This is a genomic window from Gluconobacter sp. GP1, from assembly GCF_032913585.1.
Classification (GTDB): domain Bacteria; phylum Pseudomonadota; class Alphaproteobacteria; order Acetobacterales; family Acetobacteraceae; genus Gluconobacter; species Gluconobacter cerinus.
Genome location: NZ_JASGXC010000001.1, coordinates 574,050 through 587,779 on the forward strand (window position 1 = coordinate 574,050; position 13,730 = coordinate 587,779).

Below are 13,730 nucleotides of genomic sequence, written 5' to 3' on the forward strand. Positions count from 1 at the left end.
AACGGTTATTTCTTTATAAATTTATAAGAAAATAAGAAATATTTCTAATTATGCCGAAAACGTTACCAATAACAGTAACTGTAATCACCATCCTGTTATACTGAACAAAAAATAGTCATTTCTATTATTGGGAAAAAATCCGGATGAAGGGACATAACGTATCAAACTATGTCTCTGGAGAGCGCCGTTGGAAAAATTACCTGATCCCAATCCTGTCCCGGTCTTTCTCTCCCGCAGGCGTCTTCTGGCTCTATCCGGCGCCTGCATCACCGCTGCTGCAATCGGAACGGTTAAGAAAGGTTCTGCTCAAGAAATAGTAGCATCGAACCGGAATGGCGTTTCAGATTTTATGCAACTATCAACTTTTGCCACCGGGCATAAAAATCTGGATCTTGCTATTGGATCCGCGCTGCTCCTCGCGTTTGAGGCCCAGACAAACGATTTTTCTGCTCGCGTAGCAGCTCTTCGCGAAAGGATCGCGAAAAACGGCTATCAGGATGTTGAGGCGCTGGACGAAGGTCTTAACGGCGATCCTTTGCATGCCACGCTCCTGCAGATTATCCGCGGTTGGTATTCTGGCGTTATTGAAGGTGGAACGAGCGCCAAGGTTTACGCTTTCGAAAAAGCGCTGATGTATCAATCGTCTCGCGATGTCGTCGTCATCCCGACTTATGCTCATAACGGGCCAAATTACTGGGTTGCAGAGCCCGGTTCCGTCGACGTCATGCCGGAATTCTAAGGAAATTATCACAGTGAAAATGCGATATTTTCGTTCTCTGTCCGGCACTGCCCTGACAACGGTTCTGCTTTTCGCAGGACCGTCTGCACTGGCACAACCGACGGAACCCACACCCGCTTCAGCTCATCAACCATCTATCAGCCGCGGCCATTATCTTGCGATCGCAGCCGATTGTGCTGCGTGCCATACAAACGGACGGGATGGTCAATTTCTGGCTGGTGGATATGCGATCTCCTCCCCGATGGGAAACATTTACTCCACCAATATTACGCCATCCAAAACTCATGGCATCGGAAACTACACGCTTGAACAGTTTTCTCAGGCGTTAAGGCACGGCATTCGCGCAGACGGTGCGCAGCTCTATCCGGCCATGCCTTATGACGCCTATAACCGCCTGACGGATGAAGACGTTAAATCGCTCTACGCCTACATCATGAACGAAGTAAAACCTGTAGACGCGCCCTCGCCCAGGACACAGCTCCCCTTCCCGTTCTCTATCCGTGCCTCACTGGGTATCTGGAAGATTGCCGCGCGTATTGAGGGCAAGCCATATGTCTTCGACCATACCCACAACGATGACTGGAACCGTGGGCGCTACCTTGTTGATGAACTGGCTCATTGTGGCGAGTGCCACACGCCACGCAATTTCCTACTTGCACCTAATCAGTCCGCTTATCTGGCGGGAGCAGATATAGGCTCATGGCGTGCACCGAATATCACCAATGACCCTCAAAGCGGCATTGGCGGCTGGTCTGACCATGATCTCTACCAATACCTGAAAACCGGCCGAACGGCTCATGCGCGTGCGGCCGGGCCGATGGCTGAAGCCGTTGAGCACAGTCTGCAGTATCTGCCAGACGGGGATATTTCGGCGATCGTGACCTATCTCAGGTCGGTTCCGCCTAAAGCAGAAGCTGGTCAAACGGTTGCCAATTTCGCTCATCTCGGTCGCCCATCGAGCTACAGCGTTGCCGACGCGAATGCGCGCCGTAACAACAGCACCCTGTCCAAAACAACGGACGGGGCAGCCCTCTATGAAGCCGTCTGCGCTAGTTGCCATCAGTCGGACGGCAAAGGATCAGCAGATGGATATTATCCCTCCCTCGTGGGGAATACCACGACCGGGCAGCGCAACCCGAATGATCTGATTGCCAGCATTCTCTATGGCGTGGACCGCACAACGGAAGATCATGAAATCCTGATGCCAGCCTTTGGCCCGGGAACTTTGGTGCAACCGCTCAATGATGAGCAGATCGCAACAATCGCAGATTACGTTCTGAGCCACTTTGGCAACGCGCAGGCTACTGTCTCTGCCGATGCCGTGAAACAGGTGCGTGTTGGCGGCAAGCAGGTGCCTCTCGCCAAACTCGCAAGCCCAGGCGTGATGCTTCTGCTCGGAGCTGGTGGCGTTTTAGGGGCAATCATCGTGGTGGGTGGCGTCTGGTGGCTGATCAGCCGTCGGAAACAGCGTGTCGCTTAATAGAATTCAAAGGTAAAATCATGTCTGGTGAAACGCTTTCGGCTGATGTCGTCATTATCGGAGCAGGAATCTGTGGGTCCCTGCTCGCCCATAAACTCGTTCGCAACGGTCTTTCTGTCCTGCTTCTGGATGCTGGTCCTCGGCGTGATCGCTCCCAGATTGTGGAGAACTGGCGGAATATGCCGCCTGACAACAAGTCCCAGTATGATTACGCAACGCCTTATCCCAGCGTGCCGTGGGCGCCCCACACCAACTACTTTCCGGACAATAATTACCTGATCGTCAAAGGCCCGGACCGGACAGCCTACAAGCAGGGCATCATCAAGGGCGTTGGTGGTACAACCTGGCACTGGGCAGCCTCAAGCTGGCGGTATCTGCCAAACGATTTCAAGCTGCACTCCACCTATGGCGTGGGGCGCGATTATGCCATGAGCTATGACACGCTCGAGCCGTACTACTACGAGGCAGAGTGCGAAATGGGCGTGATGGGCCCAAATGGAGAGGACATTACGCCGTCCGCCCCCCGCAGAAATCCCTGGCCCATGACATCCATGCCTTATGGATATGGAGACCGCACCTTCACCGATGTGGTGAGCAAGCTTGGGTTTTCCAACACTCCTGTTCCGCAGGCCCGAAACAGTCGTCCCTATGATGGCCGTCCACAGTGCTGTGGAAATAACAACTGCATGCCGATCTGCCCGATTGGAGCGATGTACAACGGGGTCTATGCCGCATTGAAGGCTGAGAAGCTGGGGGCCAAGATCATTCCGAACGCTGTCGTGTATGCGATGGAGACGGATGCCAAGAACCGGATTACGGCCATCCGCTTCTATGATCCGGAAAAACAGTCTCATCGTGTCGTTGCCAAAACGTTTGTCGTGGCCGCCAACGGTATTGAAACACCCAAACTGCTTTTGCTTGCGGCCAATGATCGCAATCCGAACGGTATTGCAAATTCATCGGACCTTGTTGGCAGGAACATGATGGACCATCCGGGCATCGGTATGAGCTTCCAGTCAGCTGAGCCTATCTGGGCTGGCGGCGGTTCGGTTCAGATGAGCTCCATTACGAACTTCCGTGATGGTGATTTCCGTTCTGAATATGCCGCGACACAGATTGGCTATAACAACACGGCTCAGAACTCCCGTGCTGGCATGAAAGCTCTATCCATGGGCTTGGTTGGCAAGAAACTCGACCAGGAGATCCGCCGCCGTACGGCTCATGGTGTGGACATCTACGCCAACCATGAAGTCCTCCCTGACCCGAACAACCGTCTCGTTCTGTCAAAGGATCATAAGGACGCTCTCGGTATTCCCCATCCCGAAGTCACGTACGACGTGGGAGAATATGTGCGCAAATCAGCGGTCATTTCCCGGCAGCGCCTGATGGACATTGCCAAGGCCCTTGGAGGGACCGAAATTGAAATGAGCCCGTTCTTTACTCCGAACAATCATATCACCGGTGGTACCATCATGGGCCATGATCCGCGTGATTCTGTCGTGGATGAGTGGCTCAGAACCCATGATCACGCCAATTTGTTTCTCGCTACAGGCGCAACAATGGCGGCGTCTGGAACGGTGAATTCCACTTTGACGATGGCTGCGCTCTCACTTCGCGCTGCCGATGCCATTCTCAACGACCTGAAACAGGGGTAAGTGTTTTGTACAAACTATTTCAGCGCCAGACCATTGGCGCCGTCCTAAGTATTCTCATCGCAACAGCAAGTCTTACGGGGCTTGCATCAGCGAAGGACCTGGCCGTGAATTTAGAGACGTCAAATACCCTCATCGATCAGGCCAAGAAGCTTGCGGTGGCCAGTCATGCCCGTGTCGCCATCGCTATTGTTGATGCGGGAGGAAATCTGGTGTCTTTTCAGAAGATGGATGGGACACAACTCGGGAGTATCGAACTGGCGATCCGCAAAGCCAAGACCGCGCTCTCGTTCGCTCGTCCGACTGCTGACATGGAACATGCCCTCAATAGCGGGAATTACATGATCAGCACGCTGCCGAATGCTCTTCCCGCCGGCGGCGGATACCCGATCATGGTGAACAACGAACTTGTAGGGGCTCTTGGTCTGAGTGGTGGCGAAGGTGAAACCGATGCTCGTCTCGCTCAGTCCACAGTCACCACCTTCCTGCAGACTTCAAAGGCAAAGAGCACTGAATGAAAACCCGACGTCCAATGCACAGGAAAAAACTTGCTGGCTTTTTCCTGTGCGCGGCCTTGGGTATCGTTGGTCCCGGCCGTCAGGCGCTCGCACAGAGCGAAACTTCCCAGAACCTTGCAACACCTGAATCCTACAAGTCCCGTGCTTTTGCGATGGAAGGCATGGGCACCTTCGCTGTCGGTCCCCTCGTCCCGTCTCTTTATGGGAATCCTCATTTGTTCGGAGACTGGGGCGGTGCGCAGACATGGCTGACAAAGCACGGCATGTATCTGAATGTCGCGCTCAATGAAGAATACATGGCCAATGTCACGGGTGGCCGCACGCGGGATAATGTCCTGGCCGGTCAGGTGGCTGCCGAACTGGATGTGGATTGGCAGCAGCTTGCAGGTGTGAAGGGTCTCTGGACGCATCTTCTCGTAATTAACGGCCATGGACGCAGCTTTAGCCATACACTGGGCGATTCAGTCACCAACCCTGAACAGATCTACGGTGCCCGCGGTAACGTGGTTGCCCATCTTGTTTCCATGTATGCGGATAAATCCTTTTTGAATGACCGCATCATTTTGTCCCTTGGTGATATTCCAACGGGAAGCTTCTTTGCGTTCGATTACGTTGCCTGTTCCTTCATGAACGTATCCGTTTGCAGTAATTTCGCTCCCGGAAAATACGTCCCGGGTGGACGCGACTGGCCCTCTGGAAACCTTGGTGGCGTGCTGCGTCTTCGTCCGACGGAACAAACTTACATCATGGGAGGCGTCTTCGCGGTTTCGCCCCATAGTTACAACGGTGGCATTTCAGGCTGGGCTCTTGCTCAGAGTGGATTAGGTAAGGTCTCGTCGCAGATTGAAATCGGCTGGATGCCGTCTTTCGGTAAGAACAAACTGCGAGGCAACTACAAGCTCGGCGCCTGGTACGATAACTCGCGGTATCCGAATCTTTACGAGGACGTGAATGGCAACTCCTTTCAGGCGACAGGCCTTGGGAGGCGCTATGAGGCCGGGATGACATCAGCCTGGTTCATGTTTGACCAGATGTTGGTCCGCAATGGGCCGGGCGTTACCGATGGGCTTATTCTTATCGGCGGTGTTGGGTATGCGCAGGGCAATCTCGTCGCCATGCGAGATCATGAGTGGATCGGGATAGTTGATAGCGGAACACCGTGGCACCGAAGTGGCGATCAGGCTGGTATCATGTTCCAGCATATGGACATGAGCCATACCGTCACCCTTCAGCAGGAATCATCCCTGGCGCTTGGTCTGCCCTATCTGGATAATCAGTGGGGCCCTGTTTACGGGGTGCAGCATTGGGAGAATGTGTATGAAGCGTTCTACAGCACCCATCTCATGCGAGGCACAACGTTGCAGGCAGACTTTCAGTATCTCCAACGCCCAGGGGCTACGACCACCTTCAAGGACGCCGCTGTTATCGGAGGGCAGCTGACTTCCAATTTCTGATTGCCAGAAGTTCGGTTCAACCAGATTGCCGTTCTGCACTCCAGATGACGGGACAAAAGCTGACATAGCGGCGTCCCATCATTTGGTATCACGGCTTCAATTCCCGTTCTTTAAATCCAGGAATTTCAGTTTTCACTCTGGCACAACGCAGGTGAAGCTGGCCGCCGTGGTCATAGGGCCGTGTCCATCATATCGGGCAACTTGCGGCCATGCACAGAGCGGTCTTGTGCGTATAATCTTCCCGTCCTCGACCCGAGAGGCAATAATCGTTTGTGGAGCGTCGTGACGTACGACCCACGCATCGATCGCGCCAAGCTTGTTGAACGTGTCGCACCCTGCTCCGCCATAGCAATGCCCCATACCGGGGATTTCAATGAGGCGAGCAGCCTTCTGTTCTTCTGGTCCGGCATGCTGCATGAGGGCCTGATAGTATCCGGCGAGTTCCTGCGGGTTATGCCCGTCATTCCAGCCAATATACATTAACAGCTTCCCCCCACGCTTGAAGAAGGGCGTCAGATTGTCATCGACATGAAGCAGCGGGCCAAGCTTGCTGGTTGCTGAGGCGATGTCAGTGTCCCACTTCAGTGTGGTCCAGTCCCATGCGGGGTTCTGAAAAGCAGCATATCTGAACAGATCGAGAGCCACAGGAAACGCTTTCCCATCCGCTGAAAATCCGTCTTCACTGCCCTTCGCAGGCCCGGGGAAGATAACCTTGCCTGTTTTGGGATCAACCGGGCCGCGATAGATCTGCTCCACCGCTTTGATCTCATTGGCCGTCAGGCAGCTTTTCGTATCTTTTCCCTCGCACAAAAGCTGCTTAGGCTCGAACCCGCACTTGTCCGGATCATCAAGAAAACCCTGGCTTTTCCCGACCGGAGAGGCACATGCCGCCGTAACTGCGCGGTTCAAAAGCTGGAACTTCTCGCGCCCCACACGCAGTGCGGGATCATGATAGCTCATCCATCCTGCCCAGAGCTGCTCACCATTAAAATTGACAATCGGGTTAGGAGGCGCTCCAGCAACGATGCCGTCATAATCATCGGGGTAACGCTTGGCTTCGATCAAGCCTTCCAACCCGCCCAGGGAGCATCCAATCCAATATGCATGGGAAGCGTCTTTCCCATAAAAGCGCCGGACAAGCTGCTTTGCCATCACCGTCATCAGGTGGTCAGCGCGATAAGCATAATCCACCAGCTTTTCCGGATGCCCTAGCGTGAAACGTCCCCCCTGTCCTTCGGGCGTAGAACTGTCATGGCCTGTATCTGTGCTGGCAACAGCATAGCCTTCACCCAGACCCGTCACCATGCCGTCATACATGAGAGAGCCTGCCCATCCGAAATTTCCGACCCCAAGCAGCTTTCCGTTCCAGCCCTGTAGCGGAAGCCAGATTTCTGTTTGGATCGCTGAATCTGAAGACGGACGGAGCGTCATAGCCACACGGCAGAATGCCGTATTGGCAGCCTGAACAGGATGTCCTGCAAGGTTCATGCCGGGTGCTGTCATGATCCGGCTCAGATTTGTTTGCGGGCTGTGCCACTCTCCGGCGCCTATGGTTTCAACCTTGGTAAAGGTTGCATCGGGAAGTGCTAGTCGCGCCAGATCCGCGCAGTTGGCAGCATGCGCCTCTGAAGACAAAAGCAGAGACCCTGAGGCCAAGAGGAATGCTCCAATTGCACAAGTTGCCAAAATTCGATGCGGCAATTGCGTGTGGCGAGAGCGGCGGGGTTGCATGATTGGCATAGGGTCCTCGGCTTTTTGCTTCCGTGGCGTTGTCTGGCGTACCAAAGATCAAGCCTCTGCAACCTAAGACAGCACGACGCAGTCTGAACACCTCAAAGCTAAAGAGGTAAAGTCTTGATCCGTTCCGTGCTGCAATGCAGTGTTTCAGTCTCGCTTTTCGGAACAGCGCGTGAAGCGGTATGAGCACCAATGAGGGTGGGCGGGATGAAGAGCATATTTGGGATAATTGGTAGCCTGGTTATGGCCAAATCTCCGTCCATTGCAGCCAGTACTCTACAATTTCGGACGAAAGTGCCGTCAGGATCAAACATGGTCTTCACGCAGACGAGCGTCGCCATAAGGTACAGTTTCCTTTTGTTGCACAAAAGTCTGGTAACCTTCCCTGCTTCCGAAGACTGGCTCCACTTATCTTGCTTGTATTAGTTTTGGATTACGGTCTGAAACAGCGTGGTTTATGAACTGCCCGCTTCCCTACGATCCCATATTTTCCGGCAAAAACGTTCTCCGAACCAGTCGGACTATCAGCTGAACTTCTCTTCTGGAGACTTTTTTTGCCGAAGGCATCTCATAAAACCGTGGCCTTTTCTGCTCAGTCTGACGCGGGAGAGGCTCTGCGTTACTCCCCGCTTATTGCTTTTACCATGGCTATTGCGACGTTCATGCAGAACCTTGACGGAGCCATCATCAACACCTCCCTTCCAGCAATGGCGCGTTCCTTCGGGGTAAAGACGCTTGATCTCTCGATGGGCGTGACTGCCTATCTTCTGGCGTCGGTTGCTATTTCACCCATCTCTGCCTGGATGGCCATGAAGTTTGGTGAGAAGCGCGTCATGTGTCTGGCTGTAGCATTTTTTACGCTTTCGTCCCTGCTTTGTGGTCTGGCGGAGACACTTTCTATTTTCGTCTGCGCGCGGATCGGACAAGGTTTGGCCGGTGCCGTCATGATGCCTGTAGGCATGTCCATCATCCTACGCCACACGCCTAAAGGCGACCTGATGAAAGCGCAGTCCGTCACTGTATGGCCTGCTTTGTCTGCTCCAATCATTGGCCCGGTTCTAGGCGGCTATCTGACCGAGACCGTCGGATGGCGCTGGAATTTCTGGCTTAATCTGCCCATCGGAATTCTAGCCGTTCTGATCATGCTGCGTGTGGTCCCTGCCGAACCTGCGGAAGGAGCAGGAAAGCTGGATATCAAGGGTTTTGTGCTTTGCGGGACAGGTCTGACCTGCCTGCTGTCTGGCCTTCAGCGCATTTCTGAAACGGGAACGGAGCAGCTTGTTGCATGTGGCCTTACAATAGCAGGAGCCATCATCAGCCTGTTGGCCGTTCGTCATCTTAAAGCTCACCCTACTCCCATCCTTTCTCTGGAGCCTCTCAAACGCGCCAGCCTGCGATATGCGGCCTTCTACCCTGGGCTAATTTTTCGCGCTGTATTTTCCTCTGCCCCATTTTTGCTTCCGCTGTTTTTACAGCTTGGGCTTGGATTTTCTCCCATGGAGGCCGGAACATGGCTGCTGGCCTATTTCTGCGCCAATCTCGGCATAAAACCCTGGACGTCTGCAATCATTCGGTGGGGCGGCTTCCGGAACATCCTCTTCTTCAATGGCTTACTCGTCGCGGTGTCGCTGCTCCCCTTCACTTTGTTAAACACCCAGACATCTCCGGTCTTGCTAGGTCTTTCCCTCGTAGTCGCGGGGTTATGTCGCTCGCTCCAGCTCACCAGTCTTTCGACGATGGCCTTTGCGGATGTCGGTCACAACGAACGGAGTAAAGCCGCTGCCATCATGTCCATTCTAGGACAGGCGGGCTCGACTGTGGGCGTTGCCATGACGGCTTTCGGGCTTGCCATGCTCTCTCACGTGTATGCTCACGCCTTAATCAGCCTGCGCGAACTGCATACGGTCTTTCTGCTGACTGCTGTGATCGTGCTGATTGGTACATCTGGTTTCTGGAAAATGTCACGTAATCTCGGGGCAGAAATTTCAGGAAAGCGAAGCTGAATTGAATGCAATATGCGGCTCACGGTAAGGTGAGATGACGACGCGAATGCTATAGTCTTCCCGCTCATTGCCCTTGCTACAGCACACGGTTTCTGCTTCCCCGCCGTGATGCCTAGAAAATTGTGATCGGATACCCGCAAGCAATCTCCCTTTTTTCCAGAACTCTCGCGCAGTTGGGAGCGTTCACTGATCATCCAGCCTTCAAAGGTCCGTTTTTTTGCGGGATCTCATTGCAAATCACGAAACTGACTGTTTTCCGTTTGTGGGCAGTTGATTAGCCGAAACAGACAATTACCAGTCAGCGGAGAAAATGACACCATGGCTTACCAGACGGTCAATCCTTTCACCGAACAAACTGTAAAAACGTACCCTGGACACACGGATGCGCAGGCATTCGAAGCTCTCGGTAGAGCTGATGCAGCTTTCAAATCAGCTGACTGGGGTCATGGGCCTATCGAGAAACGGCTATCTGTATTATCGAAAATTGCAGATCTCTTTGATGAGCGCGCTGATGATTTGGCGCATGCCGCGAGCATCGAAATGGGCAAGCGGTTTTCTGACGCGAAAGAGGAAGTCAAACTTTGCGGCGGTATTGCACGCTTTTATGCTGATCACGCAAAAGAGCAGCTGAAGCCCACACCCTGCGAGACGTCTCTCGGAGAGGCGTGGATCGAAAATGCGCCGATTGGAACACTCGTTGCTGTAGAGCCATGGAATTTTCCTTTTTACCAGTTGGTCCGTGTTGTTGCGCCAGCGTTCGCGGTAGGGAATTCCGTTCTCATCAAGCACGCGGAAATTGTGCCGCATTGCGCTGAGCTTTTCGAAGCCCTCGTTCGTGACGCAGGCGCGCCGGATGGTGCCTGCGTCAACCTGTTCATAACGCCTGACCAGGTTGCGGCTCTTATCGGTGATGACAGAGTGCAAGGTGTTGCGCTTACAGGCTCAGAACGCGCTGGCGCAGCGGTGGCGGCTACCGCAGCCAAGCATCTAAAGAAGTCCACTCTTGAACTGGGTGGCATGGATATCTTCGCAGTTCTAGATGACGCTGATCTCGCCCGCGCAATCAAAATTGGCACAGCAGCGCGGCTCTCAAACGCTGGACAGGTTTGCACCGCGGCCAAGCGCTTTATTGTGCATGAGAAAGTTGCAGACGCGTTTATTGCTGGCCTGAAAACAGAGTTTGAAAAAGCCCGTTTGGGCGACCCTCTGGATCCGGCAACCACGCTGCAACCGATGTCGTCCAAGGCCGCATTGGAAACAATCGCCAAGCAAGTGGACGAAGCTGTAAAGCACGGTGCTCAAGTCCTGACGGGTGGAAAAGTCGCTGATCGGAGCGGCTTCTTTTACGAACCAACCATTTTGACCGGTATCGACAAGAACAGTCCTTCGTTCAAATCGGAGTTCTTCGGACCGGTGGCGCAGGTTTATGTTGTGAAAAGCGAAGACGAACTGGTTGCGTTAGCCAATGACTCTCCATATGGCCTTGGCGGATCGGTCTTCTCGAAAGATCATGAGCGCGCCAAGAAGCTTGCCTCTCAGATAGAAACCGGCATGGTTTTTATTAACCAATGGACCAGCACGGCGCCGGAACTCCCTTTCGGAGGGGTCAAACGATCTGGCTACGGACGTGAGCTGGGCGACCTTGGGATTATGGAGTTTGTTAATCGCAAGTTGGTCGTTGTCGCGCACGGCTAACAGCCTGCTAGACCCACGTCTGCGCTTTTATCTGGTGCTCGCTATTATGAGCGCTGGATAAAGTTGCGTAACCTGATGCCCGCTCTATTTGTCATAGTTTATGTTTGTATCACCAGCCTCTCTCTCCGCGCAGTCTCTGCAAGTGAGCGCCGGTAAAGAACAATGAAAGATTTCCATAGCCGTCAGACTATGAAACCGACGACTTCTTCCAAATTTTAGTGACTGGCCATCGAAATGATTGACGCTGTCATTTCTACGCGTAAACCGTCGGGATCGTAGTAAAGTTCGGTCTTACCTTGATGTCCCAGGCCAGCCTGTAACAGGCGAATTCCGAAACCTGTCCGGTTTGGCATTGTCACTGATGGGCCGTCCGTTTCCTGCCAGGTCAGCATCATAGCTGACTCTGGTCCATACCCTTCGACCGTCCAGTTCAAACTCACAATCCCATCAGGGACACTCAGCGCGCCATGCTTTAGGGCATTCGTGGCCAGCTCATGAAGGACCATTGAGAAGGATGTTGCCGTATCGGGCCCAAGGCAAAGGAAAGGCCCGTTCACTTTCACCCTTCCTTCCAAGCCGAGCGGTGTCATGACTGCTACCGTCAGACTGGCAAGGTCTGTAGATTGCCAGTTTCTTCTCATCAATTGATCATGCGCTGAACCTAGCGCAATCAGTCGCGCGGTAAATGTCGTGAGCGCGCTCTGGTCCTCAACACCTCGAAAACCCTGATGGGCCAAGCTCTGGACAATGCTGAGCGTGTTCTTCAAGCGATGAAGGATTTCATGGTTAATCAGATCCTGCCGGGACAGAGTATCCCACTCATCCAAACCAGCAAAAATCCTGTCGGCAGCCGTGCGGATGAAAGACGTCTCGTCCACAGTCCATTCTCGAGGCTGAGAGCTATGGACAAAAAGGCAGCCCGTCAGGTCTCCTCCCCTTATTTTCGGGACCAGTACCTGCGCAATGACATTCACGGACTGATAGGCGGCCTGTTCGACACTCATCCACGACGTATGGGTGATATCATCCAGAATGAAGACGGAACCTCCGCGAAGGAAATCTGACGTATGCCGAAAGGCTTCGAATGAGAATTCTCCGCTGATGGGCGGCATGTCAGCCGCACACCAACTCTGCTCTACAGTGAAGCGCTCTTCCCGCATGGAAATGCGGGCGAAACCAACGCGCTGCGCATCAAGGCGGTTTCCAAGCAACTGACATGTTTCCTGGAGAGCCTTCTGGCGCGTTTCGGCAGTCCGAAGGGCATCACCAATGGCGAGAAGCGTTGTCAGTCTGGCAGTCGCATTTCTTTCGGGTGTAACGTCCTGAAGAGTTCCGATTAGCCGGATCGGGCGCCCCGCTTCGTCATGATCAAGAATACCCTGACGGAGAACCCATCGCTCCTTTCCGTCACTGGCCCGAAGGATGCGGTACTGCAGTCTTAAGGGAGCAGTTCCTTCAAGAATTCGATTAAGAGTGGGGATCGTCACCTTGTCATCGGGATGGATCAGGGCAATCCATTGCTCTGCCGAAAGAGTAGGAATGAGATCGATGCCTGCAATCCGGCAGACCTCGGGCGACACGGTGATGTCTCCCGACACCAGATCATACTCATAGATACCTATGCCGCCAGCCGCTCCGGCTGCTTGTTGAAGAGCATATTTTTCCAGAGCATGGCGACGTTCGGCCTCGGCCTCTCGCACCCGCTTTGCAGCACGCTGGCTGCGAAGCTGCTGCGCTGTAAAACGCCGTTCCTGAGTGACTGACGCCTGCCTTAAATCCATCAGACGCATGGACTGGCGTGCCAGTGCAGCGAGACCATCTTTCTGATGTGAGGACAAGCCATCAGATCGTGTTTCAAGATCGACAACGCAAAGGGTACCGACTACCCTTCCCTGGGTATCGAACAGTGGATAGCCCGCGTAAAACCGTAGTCCAGGCACACCGCAGACAAGTGTGTTCTTCTGGGTGTAAGGATCTGCCAGCATGTCAGGAATAACAACCGGAACCTTACGGGCAATCACTTGCCCACATCCTGAATTTGCAAGCGGACCGAAAGGCTGGTCTGTGCCGACACGGGCTGAAAACCACAGTCTGTCCTGATCGAGAATACTGACAAGGGCTATGGGAGTTTGACACAGTGCAGCGGCTGCGATCGCGATGTCATTCAGGTCCGCGTCGGAAAAGGCCGACAGATCTCCGTAGGCATTCACCCGGTCAAGTCCGTCGGCAGAGCCCATTCTCAAGGTATGTCCAAATCCTGCATGGTATCCAGCATACCGCGACTGGGGCTTACCTCCAATCCTGTTTTAGAAGAACGCACCCTCAAATATGAGGGCTTTCATACGTCCGGAGTAGAACTGCCAATAAGATGTATCTGGAGGGAGCGTCGTTTGAGACAAAAAACCTCCCTGGCCAGGTTTGGCAAGGGAGGAAGAGGCTAGCTAAAATGCAG

Annotated in this window: 9 protein-coding genes; 7 read left to right on the forward strand and 2 right to left on the reverse strand. The window is 53.7% G+C overall.

The window, feature by feature from the left end; genetic code table 11:
• The first annotated feature begins 187 nt into the window (after positions 1–187).
• The 5 genes from R5H23_RS02720 (at position 188) to R5H23_RS02740 (ending at position 5,843) form a co-directional block, all read left to right on the forward strand.
• Positions 188–739, forward strand: a complete 552-nt coding sequence (locus R5H23_RS02720) for a sugar dehydrogenase complex small subunit (protein ID WP_317214249.1) — start codon at positions 188–190, stop codon at positions 737–739.
• 19 nt (positions 740–758) lie between these two features.
• Positions 759–2,219, forward strand: a complete 1,461-nt coding sequence (locus R5H23_RS02725; RefSeq protein ID WP_317214597.1) for a cytochrome c — start codon at positions 759–761, stop codon at positions 2,217–2,219.
• Between the two features lie 20 nt (positions 2,220–2,239).
• Positions 2,240–3,874, forward strand: coding sequence for a GMC family oxidoreductase (locus tag R5H23_RS02730; protein WP_086634285.1), 1,635 nt, complete (start codon positions 2,240–2,242; stop codon positions 3,872–3,874).
• A 104-nt stretch (positions 3,875–3,978) separates the two neighbouring features.
• On the forward strand, positions 3,979–4,389 hold the full coding sequence (locus tag R5H23_RS02735; RefSeq protein WP_317214250.1) for a heme-binding protein: 411 nt from the start codon (positions 3,979–3,981) through the stop codon (positions 4,387–4,389).
• Positions 4,386–5,843 carry a carbohydrate porin gene (locus R5H23_RS02740; protein ID WP_099213004.1) on the forward strand — a complete coding sequence of 486 codons (1,458 nt, stop codon included), beginning with the start codon at positions 4,386–4,388 and terminating at the stop codon, positions 5,841–5,843. Before R5H23_RS02735 ends, R5H23_RS02740 begins: the two co-directional genes overlap by 4 nt.
• Positions 5,844–5,975: 132 nt before the next feature.
• On the opposite strand, the gene R5H23_RS02745 is transcribed toward R5H23_RS02740, so the two are convergent.
• Positions 5,976–7,583, reverse strand: coding sequence for a tannase/feruloyl esterase family alpha/beta hydrolase (locus R5H23_RS02745; protein WP_408874324.1), 1,608 nt, complete (start codon positions 7,581–7,583; stop codon positions 5,976–5,978).
• A 575-nt stretch (positions 7,584–8,158) separates the two neighbouring features.
• On the opposite strand from R5H23_RS02745, the gene R5H23_RS02750 reads away from it, so the two are divergent.
• Together R5H23_RS02750 and R5H23_RS02755 are read left to right on the forward strand one after the other, a co-directional pair.
• Positions 8,159–9,583 (forward strand): MFS transporter, encoded by a 1,425-nt coding sequence (locus R5H23_RS02750; RefSeq protein ID WP_317214252.1) that lies wholly within the window; start codon positions 8,159–8,161, stop codon positions 9,581–9,583.
• A gap of 318 nt (positions 9,584–9,901) precedes the next feature.
• Positions 9,902–11,278 (forward strand): NAD-dependent succinate-semialdehyde dehydrogenase, encoded by a 1,377-nt coding sequence (locus R5H23_RS02755; protein WP_317214253.1) that lies wholly within the window; start codon positions 9,902–9,904, stop codon positions 11,276–11,278.
• 215 nt (positions 11,279–11,493) lie between these two features.
• Here the strand turns inward: R5H23_RS02755 and R5H23_RS02760 are convergent, their stop codons facing one another.
• Positions 11,494–13,515, reverse strand: a complete 2,022-nt coding sequence (locus tag R5H23_RS02760) for a GAF domain-containing protein (RefSeq protein WP_317214254.1) — start codon at positions 13,513–13,515, stop codon at positions 11,494–11,496.
• Between the last annotated feature and the right edge of the window lie 215 nt (positions 13,516–13,730).

Bases quoted from the DNA above. Each gene is read 5' to 3' on its own strand.
- R5H23_RS02725 (WP_317214597.1), top strand. From the start codon at position 759: ATGCGATATTTTCGTTCTCTGTCCGGCACTGCCCTGACAACGGTTCTG.
- R5H23_RS02730 (WP_086634285.1), top strand. From the start codon at position 2,240: ATGTCTGGTGAAACGCTTTCGGCTGATGTCGTCATTATCGGAGCAGGA.
- R5H23_RS02740 (WP_099213004.1), top strand. From the start codon at position 4,386: ATGAAAACCCGACGTCCAATGCACAGGAAAAAACTTGCTGGCTTTTTC.
- R5H23_RS02745 (WP_408874324.1), bottom strand. From the start codon at position 7,583: ATGCCAATCATGCAACCCCGCCGCTCTCGCCACACGCAATTGCCGCAT.
- R5H23_RS02755 (WP_317214253.1), top strand. From the start codon at position 9,902: ATGGCTTACCAGACGGTCAATCCTTTCACCGAACAAACTGTAAAAACG.
- R5H23_RS02760 (WP_317214254.1), bottom strand. From the start codon at position 13,515: ATGGGCTCTGCCGACGGACTTGACCGGGTGAATGCCTACGGAGATCTG.